Below are 21164 nucleotides of genomic sequence, written 5' to 3' on the forward strand. Positions count from 1 at the left end.
GTACTATATGTAGTAGAATTGAATACAAGAATTTGATATTGGTGTATGTGTTACTTAAAAGGGAATCTAGTGAAAAGCTAGAGCTGTCCTCGCAACTGTAAGTGATGACGAAATAAGCAATGACCACTGTAGATTATTCTATGGGAAGGGCTTAAAGTAGGTAAGTAGTCACAAGCCAGTAGACCTGCCAGTATCAACTGTATCAATGATCCCGAGGATAGGACAATTGAGACAATCTAGTACATAAAAACAGTATTTTTATGCTTTTTTATGGTCGATAGACTGTCACAGGAGTTAACTAGTTACGGGGTTAGCTCTTTTTTTATTTACCTGATTTTTAAAATTACTAAAGTGGAGGGGAAAATATGAAATCACTATTATTAAAACTGTTTACAGTACTTGTAGCATTAGTAGTTCTTGCAGCTTGTGGCAATGATGAGTCTTCTGATAATGCAACTCAAAATCAAACGCCAAACGAAAACCAAGCTAATACCACTGAAACAAGTGAACAACAAGAGGAAGCAACTGTTAAAATTGTACTTTCTAAGGATAAAGAAGCTGAGATTTTAGAAGAAAAAGAAGTAGAAATCAACGAAGGCGATATTCTATTAGACGTGATGAAGGAAAATTTTAACGCTGAAGATAAAGACGGCTTTATTACCTCTCTTGAGGGGCTAGATTATGATGAAGAAAATTCAATGTCCTGGATGTTTTCTATCAATGGTGAAAGTTCACTGGTAGGAGCAGGGGAAGTGGAACTGAAAGATGGGGACGTAGTTAATTTCGATTATCAATCTTGGGAATGAGATCGTTGAATATTTATAAATTAACGCTATTAGCTTTTCTTGCAGCATTAGCTGTAGTTGGACGAATTATGTTAAGTTCTATCCCAAATGTTCAACCCGTAACTTCAGTTATTATTATAAGTGGCATTTTTTTAGGGCCAGTTGCTGGTATTATATTGGCGTTTTTAATTACCTTTTTATCGAATATGGTTCTTGGGACTGGATTATGGACGATTTGGCAAATCCTATCCTGGGGACTTATTGGGGTTATGAGCGGTATCTTAGGTAAAACAATGAAACAGATTCCTTTTTATCTCATTCTAATATTGGCTGTATTTAGTGGATACTTATACGGATTCATTGTTTCGTTGACTAACTACCAAATTACTGGACATGGATTTTGGGCTTATTATATAGCTGGTTTACCGTTCGATACGTATCATGCAATTGGTAATGCTGTCATCATGCTACTACTCTATCCGACGGTGTCATTTATTTTCCAAAACTATATACAAAAACATTTGAACACCAACTAACCTACTTTGTTGGTGTTCGTCTATTATCTCTCATATCGAAGTGGATTGTTATGGAAAGGATGTTCTGCTATTTTAATGGAGTCACTTGGACAACCTTCATAAGCATCCAATACATCGTCTTCTAATTCCTCAGGTATTTCCTTGTTTCCCGTATTGTCATCTATTGTAACAAAGGCTAGACCTTCATCATCATAATCAAAAAGTAATGGACAAGCCACCCCGCAGGAACCGCAGGCAATACACGTTTCTTTATCCACTATGGTATATTTAGCTCTCATCAATGGTTACCCCTCACGATACAGTTATATCTAGTACTTTTTCTATTTTAAAATGTAAATTAGTATTATTCAACTAAACGATAAATGATATGATAGAACTAAGTCCAATGAGGAGTTAAAAAAATATGTATGTTGAAGGAATTTTATTAGATTGTATCGATCGTATTAGAACCAATCGATCCATATTTGGAATATATCATCTCATAACGGGAAAGAAATCGATACAATCTGTTCACGATGCCAGAATTTTTCAATTGGAAAAATATTATGGGATATATGCATCATTGTCACGTCAGCATTTTATACAAATTATTCGTGACATGAAGAAGAAAGGATGGATCATTGAGCAAGGTCCAGATGACTATTATATGATTTCATCAGCTGCTAAAGAGCTCTTGCAGGAGTATTATGATTCATCTGTATATACCAATTTAAATGGGCTGATGCTTTCTGGGAAGGATATTTCCTTCTTAGAAAGACTCTATTTATTAGTTCAAACGTATTCTAATCTACAAGCAAATCATTATTCGTTTATCCCAATAATAGATAATCCGAGTGTTACATATTGGGTAAAACAATTCTATCATCACAACGGTAAAGAGCGGGTGGCGGAGAAGTTGTATCATGAGCTACATCACGTTTTAAGCCAACTTTCGAATAAAGAAGCAGTAATATTTGTGGACCGATTAAGTGGATATCAGCACTATGGGATGAGTATCGATCAGTTAGCGGCAAAATACCAATCTTCTCATGACGATATGAAAATTATATTAATTGCAATAACACATAAATTCCTTACGATTATGGATAGAAATCAAGAGAACTACCCTATTTTATTGCAATTAATTGATAAGCCAAACGAGAATAAATTCATTACGAATACCGCGAATCTTACCTATCAATTATATATGAATAACTTTAGCCTGGAAGACATCGCCCAAAAAAGAGATCTAAAGCTAAGCACGATTTATGATCATATTGTTGAGATTGCTTTGTATGACCCAGATTTTGACATTCAATCGTTTGTTTCGCAGGAGGAGCAAGTACAAATTGTGCAAGCAGTAAAAAACAATCAAACACTTAAGCTGAAGATTATTAAAGAAAATTGTAGTCCTTCCATTGATTATTTTCAAATTAGACTAGTCCTAACTAGGTTGAAGGAACTTTTACCGGAGGAAGATTTCCATGTCTAACACATTGTCATTAGAAAAAGAGCTAGAACAGTACTTTGGTTACTCTGCCTTCAGAACAGGCCAAAAGGAAATAGTGGAAGATGTCATGAAAGGAAATGATGTATTAGGGATATTGCCTACTGGTACGGGGAAATCCATTTGCTACCAGTTACCAGCCCGTCTTCTTGAAGGTGTTACACTTGTCGTTTCACCACTTATTTCATTGATGATGGATCAAGTAAAAGAATTGAAGGCAACAAATTTTAAAGATGCCATCGCAATTAATAGCTTTTTAGATTATGAAAAAAGGAAGAGATTATATCGAAATCTACATCAATACAAATTAATCTATGTCTCTCCTGAAATTTTGCAGCAAAAAGAACTACAATTCTATTTAAAAAAACTTACTATCTCACTATTTGTTGTAGATGAGGCCCATTGTATTTCCCAATGGGGTCATGAATTTAGACCGGATTATCAAAAATTAAGACAAGTACTTAAGATTTTAGGAGAACCACCAGTCCTTGCTTTAAGTGCCACAGCAACAAGGGAGGTTCAAAAAGATATTATTTCTTCATTAAATCGCCCTGCTATGGTTAAGCATATTTTTCCGATGGACAGAACGAATATTGCACTCTCTGTTATGGAAGTGCAAAATAATGAAGAGAAGATTGAAGTGATTACCCAGCTGCTAAAGGAGAAAAAGGTTCCTTCTCTTATATATTTTTCTAGTAAGACTGCAGCAGAAAGTGTTTCGCTTTTACTTTCTGAAAAGCTTCCCAATCATCGAGTGGCTTTTTATCATGGTGGTATGGAACAAATGGACCGTATTGCGATACAGCAACAGTTCATGAACGATCAAATTGATATTATTTGTTGTACAAGCGCATTTGGCATGGGGATAAATAAAAATAATATTCGCTTTGTCTTTCATTATCATTTTCCTGGTCAAATAGAATCTTATATTCAAGAGATTGGTAGAGCTGGGAGAGATGGGGAGCAGAGTATTAGTGTACTTTTATATAGTAGGCAGGATGTATTTCTTCCTAAACAAATGATAGACAGTGAATTACCTTCAGATGAAGACTTAATGCGGGTATACCGAATTATAAAATCTTACCGCGAAGAGAACCTGTCCCTACCAAAAGAATTAGAAGAAATGCAGTCTTTGATGGAGATTAGTGAGGTTCAATGGCGGTTTATTTCCTCCCAATTAGAAAAAAATGGCATGTTCATAGAAAATGGTTTAAAATATGAGCAAAGTAAAATCGATGAAGCATTTCAACACGTAAAAAAAATACGTGACGAACGATTTATACTAAAACAATCTAAATTATATGATATGTTAAATTGGATTCAATCCAATGAATGCCTTAGGAAAAATCTGTACGCAAAATTTCAGGATAGCTATACAAAGCTAGAAACGTTTTGTTGTAGTTACTGTGGTATGAATATACAAAGCTTCACCCCTGTGCAAACGATAAATAAACCTTCTATTTCATCATGGGAAAAGAAATTAAAACGTATACTACTAGGAGAATAAAATGAGACAAGCTGAACTGGCTGATCAACTGACAAATGAACAATTAAGAAGAGTGGTAGTATATTCTCAAGGGTTATTTTTATTCATTTCCATTGTGCTAAGCTTTTTCTTGTTTGATAGCTTAGCTGATTGGATAACCTTATTCACTTTCAACATGAGTGAAATGGTTTATTTCGGCATTATGCCGGGAATTATTATTGTACTTATGGATCTTGTTTTAATATCCATCCTGCCCAGTAATTATTATGATGATGGAGGAATTAATAAACGAATCTTTACCAACCTCTCTGTTCCTAGGATATTTGTTCTAACACTATTTATTGCTGTTTCCGAGGAAATGCTATTCCGCGGGGTTATTCAAACGACTTTTGGATATTTGACGGCAAGTATTATTTTTGCGTTAGTACACGTTCGATACTTGAGGAAGCCGGTACTTCTCTTATCAGTCTTATTGATAAGTTTATTCATTGGATATATGTATGAGGTTACGAATAATTTATTGGTATCGATAACAACGCATTTTGTAATTGATTTTTTATTGGGATTAATCATCCGTTATAAGATTTGGGGGGATTAGTGTGGAAACGAAGAAAAAAGATCATCATGATCAAGCAGAAGAATTAAGATCTATATTGAATGAAGTAAACCAACAACAGATAGCAGGAGCTCTGTCACAACCTGAAAAGGATCCGTCTAATTTTGATGCTGAAAGCTTTCATGATATGAGTGTATTAAATCTTCCCCCTAGAAAAGAAGTTCACGGAGTTAAGAAGAAAAGAACCCATTTCAAAATAACAAAACCATTTATTAGATTAGCATTGGTTGTTTTACTTTTAGCTGTTTTGGTAATCCTGTTTATTCTAGGGGATGGACTGGAATTTTTTTAGAACCTTATTGATTATATCGCCCGAAGTTAAAAGTTAACTTGTATATCGTTCAACAATTTGTTTAGCAGCATATAATAATAAAAAGAATCTAGCCGTTTTGGCCGAATATAGGTCGTTTGTTTTAGAAGCGGGATATTTTGTTCATTTGAGGAGGATGCTATGTGCGTATTGAAAGGGTGTCCAGTAGTCAATTTACAATATTTTTAACGTTTGATGACTTGGTAGAACGGGGATTTAACAAGGAGGAGTTATTTCAAGATGCCACAAGCATCCAGAACCTCTTTACAGATGTTATGTATGAAGCAAGTTCAGAACTAGGTTTTGAGCTTGAAGGAAAGTTATATGTGCAGGTGTATATCATGCAGGCACAAGGAATGCATGTTATTGTTACGCAAAATCGCGATAATATAGATTGGGATGAGGATTTCATTGAAATGAAAGTGACACTTGACGAGAGCAAAGAATTAATTTTTTCATTTGATGATTTCGAGAATATCATACAGGTTTCCTCCTATTTAAATTCCTTATCAGTTAGCGGAGGGCAAGTGTTTTTTATGGAAAATCGGTATTATATGCTTTTAAAGCGAAACGAACTAGGTGGTAATAATAAAGAAAATGTTATTGCATTAATGTCAGAGTTCTCTAATCCAAGTATCGTTACTTCCTATAGGCTTAAAGAATATGGAAAAGTTATTATCCCTTCCAACGCCATAGAAACGATTGTGCAGACCTTTACTTAATTTGTATAATAGTATATAAGAGAAAACGTTTACATTTTTATTGAAATTTAAGAGAAAAAGAGGGGTTTTATATTGCATATTTGTGACTAACGTGTATACTAATCTCTGAGAATAGCTATTATTAATATTTATATGTTCCTTAGGAGGTAAATTCATGGTAGCCGAAAAAGCAGCAGATTCTACCAAAGAGAATAATAAGCAATTGGATGTACTGAGCTCAACACAAACTGTTGTAAAAAATGCACTGGAGAAACTGGGTTACCCTGATGAAGTTTATGAGTTGTTAAAAGAACCACTTCGTATGATGACAGTTAGAATTCCTGTTCGTATGGATGATGGCTCAACTAAAATCTTCACTGGATATCGTGCACAACATAATGATGCGGTAGGACCTACAAAGGGAGGAATTAGATTCCATCCTAACGTAACAGAAAGAGAAGTGAAAGCATTATCAATATGGATGAGTTTAAAAGCAGGTATTGTTGATTTACCGTATGGTGGTGGTAAAGGTGGCATTATTTGTGATCCTCGAGAAATGTCATTCCGCGAGTTAGAATCGTTAAGTCGTGGTTATGTAAGAGCGGTCAGCCAAATTGTTGGCCCTACAAAAGATATTCCTGCTCCAGATGTGTTTACTAATTCCCAAATTATGGCATGGATGATGGATGAATATAGTAGAATTGATGAGTTTAATAGTCCTGGGTTTATTACAGGAAAACCAATTGTTCTAGGCGGTTCACATGGTAGAGAATCTGCTACGGCAAAAGGTGTTACAATCTGTATTGATGAAGCAGCGAGGAAACGCAATATTGAGGTAAAAGGCGCAAAAGTAATTGTTCAAGGATTTGGAAATGCGGGTAGCTTTTTATCTAAGTTCTTACATGATGCAGGTGCAATTGTTGTTGGTATTTCAGATGCATATGGCGGATTATATGATCCAGAAGGATTAGATATTGATTATCTGCTAGATCGCAGAGATAGCTTTGGTACCGTTACAAAATTATTTAATAATACCATTTCGAACAAAGAGTTATTAGAAAGAGAATGCGATATCCTTGTACCAGCAGCAGTAGAAAACCAAATCACAGAGGAAAATGCTCATAATATCAAGGCTAAAATTGTTGTCGAAGCAGCAAATGGTCCAACTACGATGGAAGCGACGAAAATTCTTACGGAAAGAGGTATACTACTCGTTCCAGACGTACTTGCATCCGCAGGTGGAGTTACAGTTTCATACTTTGAATGGGTACAAAATAATCAAGGATTCTACTGGACAGAAGAGGAAATAGAAGAAAAGCTTTACCAAACTATGACGAAAGCATTTAACACAATCTATAATACGGCAGAAACTAGAAGAATCGATATGAGACTAGCTGCCTATATGGTTGGTGTAAGAAAAATGGCGGAAGCATCTCGTTTCCGAGGCTGGGTATAATCGATAGAACATGAATTACAAAAAGCTCTTATCATCGTATGGATAAGAGTTTTTTGATTTTGACTAAGGAAGTGCGGGGTAATAACATGAGAAAAGAAAAAGTCATTATAATTGGTGCAGGGCCTTGTGGACTCGCTTGTGCCATTGCGTTAAAAGAACAAGGTATAGATTCGTTAATAATAGAAAAGGGTAACGTTGTGAATTCCATATACAACTATCCAACACATCAAACGTTTTTTAGTTCCAGTGAAAAGCTTGAAATAGGTGGGATACCGTTCATAACAGAGAAACAAAAACCGAGAAGAAACCAAGCATTAGCGTATTACCGAAATGTAGCAGAGAGACAAAATTTACGAATCAATACGTATGAAACGGTAACGTCACTGAAGAATGAGGGTGACTACTTCTCTGTTTTTACGGAGACATTTCATGGCAAGCCGTTAGAATATGTAGCGGACCAAATTATCATTGCAACAGGCTATTACGATCAGCCGAATTATATGAATATTCCAGGGGAGACCTTAGCAAAGGTTAGTCATTATTTCAAGGAAGGACATCCATATTATAATAAGAATGTTGTTGTAATTGGAGGGAAGAACTCAGCAGTTGATGCTGCACTGGAGCTTCATAAAGCAGGAGCGAATATTACGGTTCTTTATCGAGGAGAAACGTATTCTAAAAGTATTAAACCATGGATTCTTCCCGACTTCGATTCACTTGTAAGAAAAGACATGATTAACATGGTATTCCAAGCTGAAGTTTTGAAGATTACGAATGATTCTGTATATTATAAAGTGTTTGATAAGGAATATCGAATAGATAATGATTTTGTTTTTGCAATGACTGGATATCGTCCTGATGTGAAATTAATAAAAGAAATAGGTGTGAAATTTAATTCTGAAAACGGAAAACCGTTATATGATGAAGAAACGTATGAAACTAATGTAGAGGGTGTATTTATAGCGGGGGTTGTAGCTGCTGGAAATAACAATAATGAGATATTCATTGAAAATGGACGATTTCATGGTGAGAAGATAGCAAGACTAATTGCAACCCGTTTGAAATAGAGGGTAAAGGAGTATATAGAATGGAAATAGGTCTTACGTCATTTGTGGAAACAACCCCTGATGTGAATACAGGAAAAGTGATCAGTCATGCAGAGAGAATACGCGAAGTCGTAGAAGAAATTGTGTTAGCTGATGAGGTAGGTCTTGATGTATATGGAGTAGGTGAGCATCATCGAAAAGATTATGCTAGCTCTGCTCCTGCAGTAATACTTGCGGCGGCTGCATCCCAAACGAAAAACATTCGTTTAACCAGTGCAGTTACCGTATTATCGTCGGCAGATCCAGTTCGCGTTTTTCAAGATTTTGCAACGGTTGATGCGATTTCTAATGGTAGAGCAGAGATAATGGCTGGACGGGGTTCATTTATCGAATCCTTTCCTTTATTTGGTTATGATTTAAAGGATTATAATGAATTATTCGATGAAAAATTAGAGCTATTGTTAAACATAAGAGAAACGGAATTCGTATCTTGGAATGGGAAGCATAGAGCAAGCATCAATAATCGTGGTGTATACCCTCGACCGGTTCAAGAGCCTATTCCAGTATGGATTGCTAGTGGTGGAACACCTGAATCTGTTATACGTGCTGGAATTTTAGGGCTCCCTCTTGCACTTGCTATTATCGGCGGTAGTCCTTTACAATTCGCCCCTTTGGTGGATTTGTACTATCGTGCTGCCGCTCAAGCAGGCCATGACCCATCGCAACTGACTGTCGCATCACATTCCCATGGATTTGTAGCGGATACTGTAGAGGAAGCAGTGGATAAGTTTTTTCCACCTACAGAACAAGCAATGAATGTGTTAGCGAAGGAACGTGGCTGGGCACCTTATACTAAGAAATCCTTTGATCATGCTAGACAGTTAGAAGGAGCACTTTATGTTGGGGATGTAAAGACTGTTGCAGAAAAAATAATCCTCTTACGTAAAGAAGTCGGAATTACGCGGTTTATGCTACATGTACCAGTAGGATCTATGCCACATGAAGATGTGATGCATGCTATTAAGTTACTAGGGAAAGAAGTGGCTCCAATGGTACGTAAAGAGATTAAACAGTGGGAATTAGAGAATAGCCGATAGTTTGAAGGGATATATGCTCTAGATAAAAAAATATTGGCCCAGGAATTATGTGTAGTCATCGTCAGTAGGAAAGATAATCTGTGTCATATTCTTGTTTTTAGCTAATATGCCTCTGGTAGTAATGAACTACTGAGTAGAAAGAATATAGCGAGGTACTCCCATAAGTGGGGGACCTCGCTATATTGGTAGTTAGTGAATAGGTATTTCTTTAGTCAAACAGGTTGATGACAACAGGTACCAATTAATCGCTTAAAAGTCTTTTTCAAAAATATCACGTATGACTTGTATATCAGATGTGTTTTCTAATGCAATAAGTAATTTCAAACGCGCTTTTGGACCAGTTAATCCATTGGTGAAAATTACGCCCATTTCCTTCAATTGTTTTCCTCCACCTTCATAAGCATAGGTAGGTTGTACAGCACCTCGAAAGCTTCTCGAAACTAATACAATTGGAATTTGGTCTGCTAAAATCTGTTTAATGGCAGGGATCGTCTCCTTAGGAAGGTTGCCTTGTCCCAGCCCCTCAATAACTAATCCATCTGGTTTTCCACCATATACTAATTCAATAATGTTGCTATCCATTCCCGCATAAGCCTTTAACAAAGGTACATTTTTTGAAATATTTTCCACAGGGTAAGCCGTTCTTGATGTTAATTGATGATGAAAGAGTATGGATTCTTTCGTAATAATTCCAATTGGCCCGAATTGAGGACTTTGGAAGGTTGCAATATTACTGGTCGATGTTTTCGTAACATTCTTCGCACTATGAATCTCATCGTTCATGACAACTAATACTCCTTTAGAATAGGCAGCAGGAGATAATACAACACGAACAGAACTAATTAAATTGTATAATGCATCAGAACCAATCTCATTGCTGGATCTCATTGCTCCTGTTAGGATTACAGGCTTTTCTGTATCTAATACCAATTCTAATAAATAAGCGGTTTCTTCTAAAGTATCAGTTCCGTGGGTAACAACAATCCCATCATATTCTAATAAAAACTGTTCGATTGTTTTGGCTAATTCCAACATATGCTTCGGTGTTATATGTGGAGATGGTAAAGAGTACGCAATATACTCATCTATCATGACATCATCACTGAAATTGTATGGGACATTTGTTAATGGATGTTCGTTTGTCGTATTTACTTCACCCGTTTCTCTATTTTCAAGCATGGAAATAGTACCACCGGTGTGAATGATGATAATTTTTTTCAAAAGATACACCTACTTTTCTCATAAATTATGTATTTTCAATCGTTTCGGAACATGGTACGATTGAATTAGTTTGGAAGGGGAAGGTTACAAATGCTAGGAATTATATCTGCTGGGGTTGCACCTGCACTTGCTTTAATGTCTTTTTTTTATTTAAAAGATAAAATCACAGAACCAATCCCGCTGATTCTGCGTACGTTCATTTTTGGTGGTTTACTTGTATTTCCAATCATGTTTCTCCAATATGCGTTTGAAAGTGATCAAATCGGTAACTTATTTGTACAATCTTTTTTTGTTGTTGCTTTTTTAGAAGAATTTTTTAAATGGTTTGTTTTTATGTACATTATTTATCAGCATACACAATTTAGTGCTCATTACGATGGGATTGTGTACGCTGTTTCAATAAGCTTAGGATTTGCTACAGTTGAAAATATTCTTTATCTACTAGTAAATGGGATTGAGTATGCTTTTACTAGAGCATTGTTCCCTGTTTCCTCCCATGCATTATTTGGTGTCATCATGGGTTATTATTTTGGGAAAGCCAAGATGTACCCTGTGAATCGAGCGGTCAATATTATTTTAGCATTGGTTATACCTATCGCTTTACACGGAATTTATAATTTTATTTTAGGTTATGTTACGAAAAACTGGGCCTTGTATGTCATTCCATTTATGATATTGCTATGGTTCTTTGGTTTACATCGGGTGAAAATAGCTAGAGCAAGCTCATAATAACTAAATATGATGAATAGAAAGGGACTTTTACAGTCTCTTTTTTTGTTTCCCATTATCCTAGGTAAATTTAAAATCTAGATTCGTATGCATAAATTAGCAGTTTCATCAGAAAATAGATACTACTAGACAAAAATGAAAGTGAGAGGTATCAATATGACATTGAGAAAATACATCCTTTTAGTTATTATATGTCTATTTGCAATTGGACTTCAAGAAACTTATAACCCCAAACAAGTAGAAGCCTTTACGAATCAGGTAATACAGAAAGGGGCAGTTGGTGATGATGTCATTGAGCTTCAGGCAAGGCTCCAGTATATTGGTTTTTATAATGGCAAAATTGATGGTGTATTTGGTTGGGAAACATACTGGGCGTTACGTAATTTTCAAAAAGAATTCGGATTAGATGTTGATGGTCTTGCAGGATTAAAGACTAGGCAAAAGTTAGTCGATGCATCAGAATTTAATGGAAAATGGGTTCATGAACAATTGGCTAAAGGAAATGAATTTACTTACTATGGTGGAACTGATCTTGCCAAACAGACAAAACCGAGGAAAAAAGCTGGTGGTGGTGGAACAGCTAAAACACAGCCAAAACAACCAGCACAAAACCAAGGTGGTACGGAACAACAAGCTCCAGCAGAAGGTGAAACAGGCGATGCTACAAACACAGGTGATACAACGGATACACCAGCTGTTAATGTGCCACAAGGCTTTTCACAAAATGATATCAGCTTAATGGCAAATGCTGTTTATGGAGAGGCAAGAGGAGAGCCATATGAGGGGCAGGTTGCCGTTGCCGCAGTTATTTTAAACCGTGTAGAGAGTGCAACGTTTCCTAATACTGTAGCAGGGGTTATTTTTGAACCTAGAGCATTTACGGCAGTAGCAGATGGACAAATTTGGTTAACACCGAATGAAAAAGCTAGACAAGCAGTTTTAGATGCTATCAATGGTTGGGACCCTACAGGGGAAGCAATTTATTACTTTAACCCAGATACGGCTACATCAAGTTGGATTTGGGGTAGACCACAAATTAAGCGGATAGGTAAGCATATCTTTTGTAAATAGGGGTGTGAAAAATGTTGCGTTGGATATCGATAGTTGTCCTAGCAGTAGCAGTTATAGGAACTGCTGCATGGGGCTATAAAGAACATCAAGAAAAAAATGCCATCTTAATACAAGCAGAAAATACGTATCAGAGGGCATTTCATGAACTGACTTATAATATGGATCTTTTGCATGATAAGATTGGTACGGCAATTGCTATGAACTCCAGAGAACGATTATCACCACAGCTTGCGGAAATTTGGAGACTTACATCGGATTCATTATCAAATGTTGGGCAACTGCCACTTACGTTAATACCATTTAATAAGACGGAAGAATTCTTATCGAATATTGGAGATTTTACGTATCGAACCGCCATTCGAGATTTAGATAAAGATCCATTATCTGATAAAGAGCTAGAAACATTAGAGAATTTATATTCGCAAGCTGGTGAAATTAAGGATGAACTTCGTCAAGTACAACATACAGCAATGGAAAACAACCTTCGTTGGATGGACGTCCAATTAGCCTTAGCTACAGAGGATGAACAAGCAGATAACACGATTATCGATGGTTTTAAGACTGTCGAAAAGAAGATTGAAGGATATTCAGAAGGAAATGTCGATTCAGCTCTTTCTGGTACTTCCTCAGAAAATCATAGCTATGAAAATATTCAAGGTAAACAAATTAGTGAACAGGAAGCACTGCAATATAGTAAAGACCTATTTAATATAAAAGAAACAAGAGATTTAAACTTAACAGAAACAGGAGATGGGGCAGACGTAGCCTTATATAGTGTATCGTATTCTGAAGGAAACAAGAGTGCATACCTTGATTTAACGCAAAAAGGTGGCCACCCTATTACGTTACTTGTCGATAGACCAGTTGGAGAACAAAGTATTAGCTTAAATGACGGGTTTAAAATAGCTGAGAAATATATTCAAGATCATGATTTTGAAGAGATGGAAATGTTCAATAGTAGTCAATATGAAAACATAGGTATTTACTCCTTTATTTATAATCAAGATGGTGTCCGCGTTTTTGCAGATGCAATAGAGGTAAAAGTGGCGCTTGATAATGGAGATATAATTGGATTGACTGCAAATAATTATTTTCTAAATCACCATGAAAGAGACATTCCAGACCCTAAATTAAGCTATGAGGAAGCACGAGATTTCGTAAATCCAAATGTCGATATACAAGAAGAGTTTTTAGCCGTCATAACGAATGATCTTGGAGAAGAGGTACTGGTGTATGAGTTCCTTGGTCTATTAGGTAATGACACGTATCGTATCTTTATAAATGCGACAGATGGTCATGAAGAAAAAGTAGAAAAATTAAACGGCAAAGAAATAAATTATGCAGGAATTTAGTTCGGGAGAGGCTTTTGTCCTTTCCCTTTTTTTATTTTTTTGTGATAATAAATGGGGAGCTATTGTTTTATCGAATAGATAATGTGGGGGAGTAACATGAAGATTGGGGTTTTTTTAACAATTGAGGCGTTCAGTATAAAAACGAACTCTATGGAGAAATATCGTTGTAAAATAGTTGACAAAAATAGTAACTATCTATACGTTGATTATCCAGTTCACATACAAACGAAAAGAACGAATGCAGGATTTCAAATAGGTGATATAATGTATGCTGAGTATAATGGGGAAGACCAATCTGTTTATCGATTCAAAACTGAAGTCAAAGATAAACAAAGAGGAAAAATACCCACTCTGGCACTTGTAATACCTGAAAAAGACCAAGTAGAGAGAATTCAAAGAAGGCAATATGTAAGAGTAGAAGCGGCTACTGATGTTGCCATTCATAGTATAGAAGAGAAATTTCCTCCTTTTACTACGGTGACAGTAGATATTAGTGGTGGTGGGATATCTGTCATTATACCTAAAGGAACTAGTATAATGGAACAGGAGAAGGTTACGATATATTTGGTTCTTCATATGTATTCTGGGGAGTATTCATATCTTGAACTATCCGGTGAGGTTGTAAGAATTATACATCAAGAACATACTGCCAATATAGCCTCAATTAAATTAAATGCACTCAGTGAACAGGATAAACAGAGTATTGTTCGTTACTGTTTTGAAAAGCAACGAGAAGCAAGACAAAAAGAAATTCAATAGCTAGCATAGGGATTGACCATGAGAGGAATGAATAATGTAATGACAAAAAAAATTGCGATTGCGATTGACGGTCCTGCGGCAGCAGGAAAAAGTACAGTAGCTAAAATTGTTGCGAATAAATTATCCTATATTTACATTGATACAGGTGCAATGTATCGAGCGATAACATTAAAGGCACTAGAGAATTCTGTTGATGTAAATAATGAACAGGAGCTAGTGGAAATACTTGAAACAACAAGTATCAAACTAGTTCAGAGTGAAGAAGGACAACGGGTTTTACTTGATGATCGAGATGTAACATTAGATATACGTACAAGTGAAGTTACGAATAATGTGTCCTATGTTGCACAGCACCCGAAGGTACGAGAGGATATGGTAGCGAGACAACAGCAACTAGCAGAAGCGCGTGGGGTAGTTATGGACGGCCGTGATATTGGTACGAAGGTTATCCCAGATGCAGAGGTTAAGATTTTCTTAATTGCCTCAGTCGAGGAACGGGCTAAACGAAGACATGTAGAGAATATAAATAAAGGATTTCCATCTGACTTGGAGCAATTGAAGAAAGAAATCGAGAAGCGTGATTTAATTGATTCGGAGCGTGAGGCTTCACCACTAGTAAAAGCGGAAGATGCTGTGGAAATAGATACAACTTCACTATCTATTCAGGATGTCGCTGATCAAATCTTACATCAGGTCCAAAAAATCCTAAAATAAACAAGGGTAAATACTAACTACAATCATGAAGGTAATATTTGCTTGACAAATAAAGTCAAATATTAGAAGTTATTAAAAGGAAGATTTTTTCTGAAAATATGTTGTTATATAGTTGTATTGGCTAAGGAGGAATTGGAATGAGCGAAGAAAATTTAAATTTACAAGTAGGGGATAAGGTAACAGGAACGGTTGTGAAGATTGAAGATAAACATGTTCTTGTTGATATTGGTTATAAAACGGAGGGTATTATTCCCATTAGTGAATTATCTAATCTACATATCGAGACGCCTAATGAGGTTGTGAAGGAAGGCGATACGCTATCATTATCTATAAAGAAAATAGAGGATGATGGAGTAGTTCTTTCTAAGAAAGTAGTTGACCAGGAATTGGCTTGGGGTGACCTAGAAACAAAATTCCAATCTGGTGAAGTTTTTGAGGTACAAATAAAAGAAGTAGTAAAAGGCGGCCTAGTTGCTGATATTGGCATACGTGGCTTTATCCCTGCTTCATTAGTAGAAGCACATTATGTAGAAGACTTTTCCGAATACCAAGATCGTATTCTAACAGTGAAAATCGTCGAATTAGATAAGGAACAAAACCGAGTTATCCTATCTCACCGTGCGGTTGTAGAAGAGGAACTAGCAAATAAAAAGTCTGAGATTATTCAAACTTTAGAGGTTGGACAAGTGATAGAGGGGACAGTACAACGCATTACTGATTTTGGTGTGTTTGTTGATATCGGTGGTATTGATGGGTTAGTACATATTTCTCAACTATCACATGATCATGTCAATAATGCCGAAGAAGTGGTATCTGTCGGGGACAAAATGAAAGTAGAAGTACTTTCCGTTGACCGTGATAATGAACGTATTGCACTTTCCAGAAAGAAAGTTCTTCCTGGGCCATGGGCAGATATTGAAAGTAAAATTAAACCAGGTCAAGTAGTAGAAGGAACGGTTAAACGCTTAGTTAATTTTGGAGCATTTATCGAAGTACTTCCAAGTGTAGAAGGTCTAGTGCACATTTCACAAATTGCCAATCGCCACATTGGTACACCACAAGAGATATTAGAAGTTGGTCAGCAGGTAAGGGTGAAAGTTCTAGATATTAATGAATCGGAAGAAAGAATGTCATTAAGTATTCGAGAATTAGAGGCTGAAGAAGAAGCAAAAGACTACAAACAATACGAAAAGGTTGAAGAGCAATCTAGCTTCCAATTTGGTGACCTTATTGGAGATAAATTAAATAAATTTAAGCAATAACATTCTTTAAGGAATACTTGGTTTATATCAACTAAAAGTATATGTGATGATAATTTCTATGAGCCTGTTTTCCCTTGTTGTGCTCAATAGGAACCCACATAACGTCGTAGTATTAAATTCGATAAATAAGACCCGAACTAATTTTTATTGGTTTGGGTCTTTTTTATTATGACAAATATAGGAGACATCCTCTTTCTTGTTTAAAAACAACCCATCAAAGCAATACTAAAAATGGTGGGTGATGATTGATGGATGGTATCTTTTTTTACTGGTTTGGTTGGTTCTTTTGGGTGATTTTTACCTTTATAGTTCCCAAGAATAAAATACGGACTATTTATGCGATGTGGATATTACTGATTATCGGTTTTTCAAATCTATATCTATCCTTTGATTCAATAGCGTTATCTATGTCCTATTTAACCCTTATATTAGGAGCTTTTATCCTCCTTTCAACATTAAATAGAAAAGGAATCCTCCTTTTTTCGGCATTTACCATGATGATTGGTTATACAAGTTTATTAATATGGGAAGTAAATGCTCCAGTATGGCTATTTATGCCAAGAATCATCATGATACCTGTTTTATGTGTATGCTTGGCAATGGTGTTAACAAAGGAACTTTATGCTAGGTTTACGATAAGTGTCATTGGTATTTGTAGCGGTGAGTTTTTATATAGTGCTCTATTATATAATTATTCCATTATACAATCTATTGGTAGTTTGCGTTTTCTAGATACACTCTCTGTTATGGTATTCCTGCTTGTCCTTATGGAAGCTATACATCAAGGAAAAGATAAACTGTTTTTATTACTCCATAAAACGAACAACATTTGAGGTGGCAAAATGAATGAGTATATGATGCCTATTGTTTTAGGTGTAGTATTAGGTACAATTACTAGGATAATCATGCTTCGTACGGATTACCGTCAATATCCAACATATTTACACGGAAAAATAATCCATGTCTCATTAGGGTTTATTGCAGCATCTCTTGGTGCAGTTGCAGTACCCGCGATGATGGAGATGGATTTTACTGCGGTTACGTTTTTAACTGTTGCCGCTACACAATTTCGTGAGGTACGAAACATGGAACGGAATACACTAAGTGAAATTGATGATCATGAGCTTGTTTCTAGGGGAAAGGCTTATATAGAAGGGATCGCAATTTCGTTTGAAAGCAGGAATTATTTAGTTATTTTAACAGCCTTTATTACTACGTTATTTTATATTATTTGGAATATATATGCCGCTATTATTGGAGCGATTATTTGTTTTATTATTAGTAAAATCATGCAAAGTGGAAGTACAATCAAAGATCTTGTTCAAATCGAATATGTGGAACCACATTTTGAAGGGGCTGGATTATATATAGATAATATCTATATTATGAATATAGGTCTACCGGAAAGGCAAAAGGAGATTCTCAAGTATGGTATGGGCTTTATTTTAAAGCCTAAAAATATAAATGTGGTGAATACGATTGCTCATCTTGGCCAAAGACAAGCAATATTACATGATGTATCGGTTTCGTTAGGTGTGTTTCGTGATTCCGGGACGCCGGCATTAGTGCCGCTTATTAAACGAGATTTAGATGATGGTAGAATTGGTGTTTTCATATTACCGCAAATTAGAGACGTTGATAAAGCAATACAAATAATCGGTGCGGTCCCTGTATTGGAAACGGCGATTCGAATGCCTTCAAAATCTAATACACAGAGGGAGGTCCATTAGCATGGTGATAGAAAAATCTATTTTGGCTATCATTACAACTAATAATGAGAAGGTGGCGGGAGGAGCACCGATTTTCAATTGTCAGGATTTTGATGAATTACAAAAAACAGCTGCCAATTTAGAGGCCATATTAGATGGGATTGCACATGCATTAAGTGACGAGGTTTTTATCATTGTAAAACATTAAAATATTGTTAAGATTAATTTCTTTTGCTAGAATGAATAAAGTTATGATATGTGGTATTATTTGTTAGGTTGATTAGAATAGTATCAAATATAAACGTAATTACGCGAAGTATAAGTAAAAAATCAATCCAATTTTACATTAGACTATTAAAAAAACTAAAAAATGTATTTTACATAGAGAGAGGATGTTCCTTTCAATGAGGAAAGCTGTAGTAGCCATAGTAGGGAGACCAAATGTTGGAAAATCTACTATTTTTAACCGATTAGTAGGTGAAAGAATATCAATTGTAGAAGACATACCAGGGGTAACAAGAGACCGTATCTATTCCCAAGCGGAATGGTTAAATACGAAATTTAATCTAATTGATACGGGTGGTATAGAAATTGGGGATGAACCTCTTTTAATTCAAATGCGTCAGCAAGCTGAAATTGCGATAGATGAAGCTGATGTCATTATTTTCATTGTAAATGCCAAAGAAGGGATCACTGCTGCTGATGAAGAAGTGGCTAAGCTTTTATTCAAGTCGAATAAACCAGTTGTTCTAGCAGTAAATAAAATAGATAATCCAGAAATGCGTGACGAGATTTATGAGTACTATTCGTTAGGTTTCGGTGAACCGTTCCCTATATCTGGTGCCCATGGTTTGGGACTAGGAGATTTATTAGATGAAGTGGTTGGACATTTTCCACAATTTGAACAAGAAGAGGTAGATGAGGATACCATCTACTTTAGTTTAATTGGTAGACCAAATGTAGGTAAGTCTTCTTTAGTCAATGCATTACTGAATGAAGAACGTGTAATCGTAAGTGATATAGAAGGTACTACACGTGATGCGGTTGATACACATTTACACCGTGATGGACAAGATTATGTCATTATTGACACTGCCGGAATGAGAAAACGTGGGAAAGTGTATGAATCAACAGAAAAATATAGTGTATTACGTGCACTAAGAGCTATTGAACGTTCCGATGTTGTCCTAGTTTTAATCGATGCTGAGACGGGTATTAGGGAACAGGATAAAAAAATTGCTGGCTATGCACATGATGCTGGACGAGGAATTGTAATTGTAGTGAACAAATGGGATACAGTCGAAACAGATGAGAAAACAATGAAGGAATATGAGGAAAAAATTCGCGCTCATTTCCAATTTTTAGATTATGCACCAGTCGTATTTTTATCTGCTAGAACAAAGAAACGTATCCATACGTTACTACCAATGGTTCAAGTAGCAAGTGAAAATCACGCGAAAAGAATTCCGACAAATGTGTTAAATGATGTCATTATGGATGCCATTGCAATGAATCCAACACCGACAGTTAAAGGACAGCGCTTGAAGGTATTGTATGCAACACAAGTAGCTGCTAAGCCTCCTGCATTTGTCGTCTTTGTGAACGATCCAGAGCTAATGCACTTTTCATACCAACGTTTCTTGGAGAATAAAATCCGTGACGCATTTGGTTTTGTGGGAACACCGATAAAGATAATTGCTCGCAGAAGATCTTAGGGGGAGGGATTTTTGGTGAAAAAAGTAGCTGTTTTAGGAGCAGGTAGCTGGGGTACTGCATTGAGTATCGTTCTTGCTGATAATGGGCATGATGTTAGGTTATGGACTCACCGTAAGGAACAAGCAGATAAAATTAACACAACGCATAAAAATGAACATTATTTAGAAATTATGATCCCAGAGAGAATCAGAGCTTATGCTGATATGCAGGAAGCGATTCAAGATACGGATGTTATTTTGTTAGTTGTACCGACAAAGGCTATACGAGAGGTTTCGCAACAATTAAATACTATTTTAACAGGGAACCCAACCATAATTCATGCAACAAAAGGGATTGAACCAGGTACTCTGAAACGCGTATCCCAGATGATGGACGAAGAGATGGATAAAGTGAAATACGAGGATATCGTTGTTTTATCAGGGCCTAGCCATGCGGAAGAGGTTGGACTTAGACAACCTACAACCGTAACGGTTGCATCTATCAATGAAGAACAAGCTAAAATTGCCCAGGACACTTTCTTTAATGAAGTATTTCGTGTATACACAAGTAATGATGTAATTGGCATTGAATTAGGTGGTGCCCTAAAAAACATTATTGCTCTAGGTGCTGGTATTTCAGATGGACTGGGGTATGGAGATAATGCTAAGGCAGCATTAATTACAAGAGGACTTGCTGAGATTACGAGGCTAGGAACATATTTAGGTGCTAATCCTCTAAGCTTTTTGGGATTACCAGGTGTTGGCGATCTTATTGTAACCTGTACAAGTGTTCATAGTCGGAATTGGCGAGCAGGCAATCTCCTAGGAAAAGGTAAAAGCTTAGAAGAGGTTTTAAATCAAATGGGTATGGTAGTGGAAGGTGTTCGTACTGCGGAAGCAGCGTACCAATTCGCAGAGCAAGAGGATATAGAAATGCCGATTACTCATGGTATTTATGAAATTATCCACCATCAGAAGAAACCTAAAGAAGTTGTGGAGCAATTAATGAATCGAAGTAAACGAGAAGAAATGGATGATTTAGCGACATTGTTAAAGAACCGTTACGCTCGCTAACACACTGATAAATTCCCTTGCATATACTATGTTGAAGTATAGCAGCAAGGAGGCGAGCAT

Annotated in this window: 23 protein-coding genes and 1 riboswitch; of the genes, 21 read left to right on the forward strand and 2 right to left on the reverse strand. The window is 36.2% G+C overall.

Annotated elements, in window-relative coordinates:
• The first annotated feature begins 22 nt into the window (after positions 1–22).
• Positions 23–206: riboswitch (cobalamin riboswitch) on the forward strand.
• Positions 207–365: 159 nt separating this feature from the next.
• Both ACSKT4_RS11210 and ACSKT4_RS11215 read left to right on the forward strand, forming a co-directional pair.
• Positions 366–806 (forward strand): DUF4430 domain-containing protein, encoded by a 441-nt coding sequence (locus ACSKT4_RS11210; protein ID WP_186869813.1) that lies wholly within the window; start codon positions 366–368, stop codon positions 804–806.
• Positions 803–1321: an ECF transporter S component gene (locus ACSKT4_RS11215; protein ID WP_339214822.1), complete on the forward strand. Its 519-nt coding sequence runs from the start codon at positions 803–805 to the stop codon at positions 1319–1321. Before ACSKT4_RS11210 ends, ACSKT4_RS11215 begins: the two co-directional genes overlap by 4 nt.
• 23 nt (positions 1322–1344) lie before the next feature.
• Here ACSKT4_RS11215 and ACSKT4_RS11220 read toward each other — a convergent pair whose 3' ends face one another.
• A complete protein-coding gene (locus tag ACSKT4_RS11220) occupies positions 1345–1599 on the reverse strand; it encodes a ferredoxin (protein WP_186869812.1) in 255 nt (84 codons plus the stop codon).
• A gap of 125 nt (positions 1600–1724) precedes the next feature.
• Between ACSKT4_RS11220 and ACSKT4_RS11225 the strand changes: the two genes are divergently transcribed.
• From ACSKT4_RS11225 to ACSKT4_RS11260, 8 genes are all read left to right on the forward strand, one after another.
• On the forward strand, positions 1725–2792 hold the full coding sequence (locus ACSKT4_RS11225; RefSeq protein ID WP_186869811.1) for a YpbB family protein: 1068 nt from the start codon (positions 1725–1727) through the stop codon (positions 2790–2792).
• Complete coding sequence (locus ACSKT4_RS11230) at positions 2785–4314, forward strand: RecQ family ATP-dependent DNA helicase (protein ID WP_465823407.1); 1530 nt, start codon at positions 2785–2787, stop codon at positions 4312–4314. Before ACSKT4_RS11225 ends, ACSKT4_RS11230 begins: the two co-directional genes overlap by 8 nt.
• A gap of 1 nt (position 4315) precedes the next feature.
• The gene (locus tag ACSKT4_RS11235) at positions 4316–4891 is read left to right on the forward strand and encodes a CPBP family intramembrane glutamic endopeptidase (protein WP_186869809.1); all 576 of its coding nucleotides are present in this window, start codon (positions 4316–4318) and stop codon (positions 4889–4891) included.
• Position 4892: 1 nt separating this feature from the next.
• On the forward strand, positions 4893–5201 hold the full coding sequence (locus tag ACSKT4_RS11240) for a hypothetical protein (protein ID WP_186869808.1): 309 nt from the start codon (positions 4893–4895) through the stop codon (positions 5199–5201).
• Between the two features lie 161 nt (positions 5202–5362).
• Complete coding sequence (locus ACSKT4_RS11245) at positions 5363–5941, forward strand: genetic competence negative regulator (RefSeq protein WP_186869807.1); 579 nt, start codon at positions 5363–5365, stop codon at positions 5939–5941.
• A gap of 154 nt (positions 5942–6095) precedes the next feature.
• Positions 6096–7376: a Glu/Leu/Phe/Val family dehydrogenase gene (locus tag ACSKT4_RS11250; protein ID WP_186869806.1), complete on the forward strand. Its 1281-nt coding sequence runs from the start codon at positions 6096–6098 to the stop codon at positions 7374–7376.
• Positions 7377–7462: 86 nt separating this feature from the next.
• Positions 7463–8443: a YpdA family putative bacillithiol disulfide reductase gene (locus tag ACSKT4_RS11255; RefSeq protein ID WP_186869805.1), complete on the forward strand. Its 981-nt coding sequence runs from the start codon at positions 7463–7465 to the stop codon at positions 8441–8443.
• 20 nt (positions 8444–8463) lie between these two features.
• The gene (locus ACSKT4_RS11260) at positions 8464–9519 is read left to right on the forward strand and encodes an LLM class flavin-dependent oxidoreductase (RefSeq protein ID WP_186869804.1); all 1056 of its coding nucleotides are present in this window, start codon (positions 8464–8466) and stop codon (positions 9517–9519) included.
• 249 nt (positions 9520–9768) lie between these two features.
• On the opposite strand, the gene ACSKT4_RS11265 is transcribed toward ACSKT4_RS11260, so the two are convergent.
• On the reverse strand, positions 9769–10740 hold the full coding sequence (locus ACSKT4_RS11265; RefSeq protein WP_186869803.1) for an asparaginase: 972 nt from the start codon (positions 10738–10740) through the stop codon (positions 9769–9771).
• Between the two features lie 90 nt (positions 10741–10830).
• Between ACSKT4_RS11265 and prsW the strand changes: the two genes are divergently transcribed.
• The 11 genes from prsW to ACSKT4_RS11320 all read left to right on the forward strand — a co-directional run bounded on the left by prsW (position 10831) and on the right by ACSKT4_RS11320 (position 21104).
• Complete coding sequence (gene prsW, locus ACSKT4_RS11270; RefSeq protein WP_186869802.1) at positions 10831–11469, forward strand: glutamic-type intramembrane protease PrsW; 639 nt, start codon at positions 10831–10833, stop codon at positions 11467–11469.
• 156 nt (positions 11470–11625) lie between these two features.
• A complete protein-coding gene (sleB, locus tag ACSKT4_RS11275) occupies positions 11626–12540 on the forward strand; it encodes a spore cortex-lytic enzyme (RefSeq protein ID WP_186869801.1) in 915 nt (304 codons plus the stop codon).
• Positions 12541–12551: 11 nt separating this feature from the next.
• A complete protein-coding gene (gene ypeB / locus ACSKT4_RS11280) occupies positions 12552–13892 on the forward strand; it encodes a germination protein YpeB (protein ID WP_186869800.1) in 1341 nt (446 codons plus the stop codon).
• A gap of 96 nt (positions 13893–13988) precedes the next feature.
• Positions 13989–14651 (forward strand): flagellar brake protein, encoded by a 663-nt coding sequence (locus tag ACSKT4_RS11285; RefSeq protein WP_186869799.1) that lies wholly within the window; start codon positions 13989–13991, stop codon positions 14649–14651.
• A gap of 39 nt (positions 14652–14690) precedes the next feature.
• Positions 14691–15365: a (d)CMP kinase gene (cmk, locus tag ACSKT4_RS11290; protein ID WP_186869798.1), complete on the forward strand. Its 675-nt coding sequence runs from the start codon at positions 14691–14693 to the stop codon at positions 15363–15365.
• A gap of 137 nt (positions 15366–15502) precedes the next feature.
• Positions 15503–16627: a 30S ribosomal protein S1 gene (gene rpsA / locus ACSKT4_RS11295; protein WP_186869797.1), complete on the forward strand. Its 1125-nt coding sequence runs from the start codon at positions 15503–15505 to the stop codon at positions 16625–16627.
• 248 nt (positions 16628–16875) lie between these two features.
• The gene (locus tag ACSKT4_RS11300) at positions 16876–17460 is read left to right on the forward strand and encodes a YphA family membrane protein (protein WP_186869796.1); all 585 of its coding nucleotides are present in this window, start codon (positions 16876–16878) and stop codon (positions 17458–17460) included.
• A 9-nt stretch (positions 17461–17469) separates the two neighbouring features.
• A complete protein-coding gene (locus ACSKT4_RS11305) occupies positions 17470–18357 on the forward strand; it encodes a YIEGIA family protein (protein WP_186869795.1) in 888 nt (295 codons plus the stop codon).
• 1 nt (position 18358) lies between these two features.
• Positions 18359–18544, forward strand: coding sequence for a capping complex subunit for YIEGIA (locus ACSKT4_RS11310; protein ID WP_186869794.1), 186 nt, complete (start codon positions 18359–18361; stop codon positions 18542–18544).
• A 196-nt stretch (positions 18545–18740) separates the two neighbouring features.
• A complete protein-coding gene (gene der / locus ACSKT4_RS11315) occupies positions 18741–20051 on the forward strand; it encodes a ribosome biogenesis GTPase Der (protein WP_186869793.1) in 1311 nt (436 codons plus the stop codon).
• Between the two features lie 15 nt (positions 20052–20066).
• A complete protein-coding gene (locus ACSKT4_RS11320) occupies positions 20067–21104 on the forward strand; it encodes an NAD(P)H-dependent glycerol-3-phosphate dehydrogenase (RefSeq protein ID WP_186869960.1) in 1038 nt (345 codons plus the stop codon).
• Positions 21105–21164 lie beyond the last annotated feature (60 nt).

Source organism: Ornithinibacillus liuyingii (genome assembly GCF_055550225.1).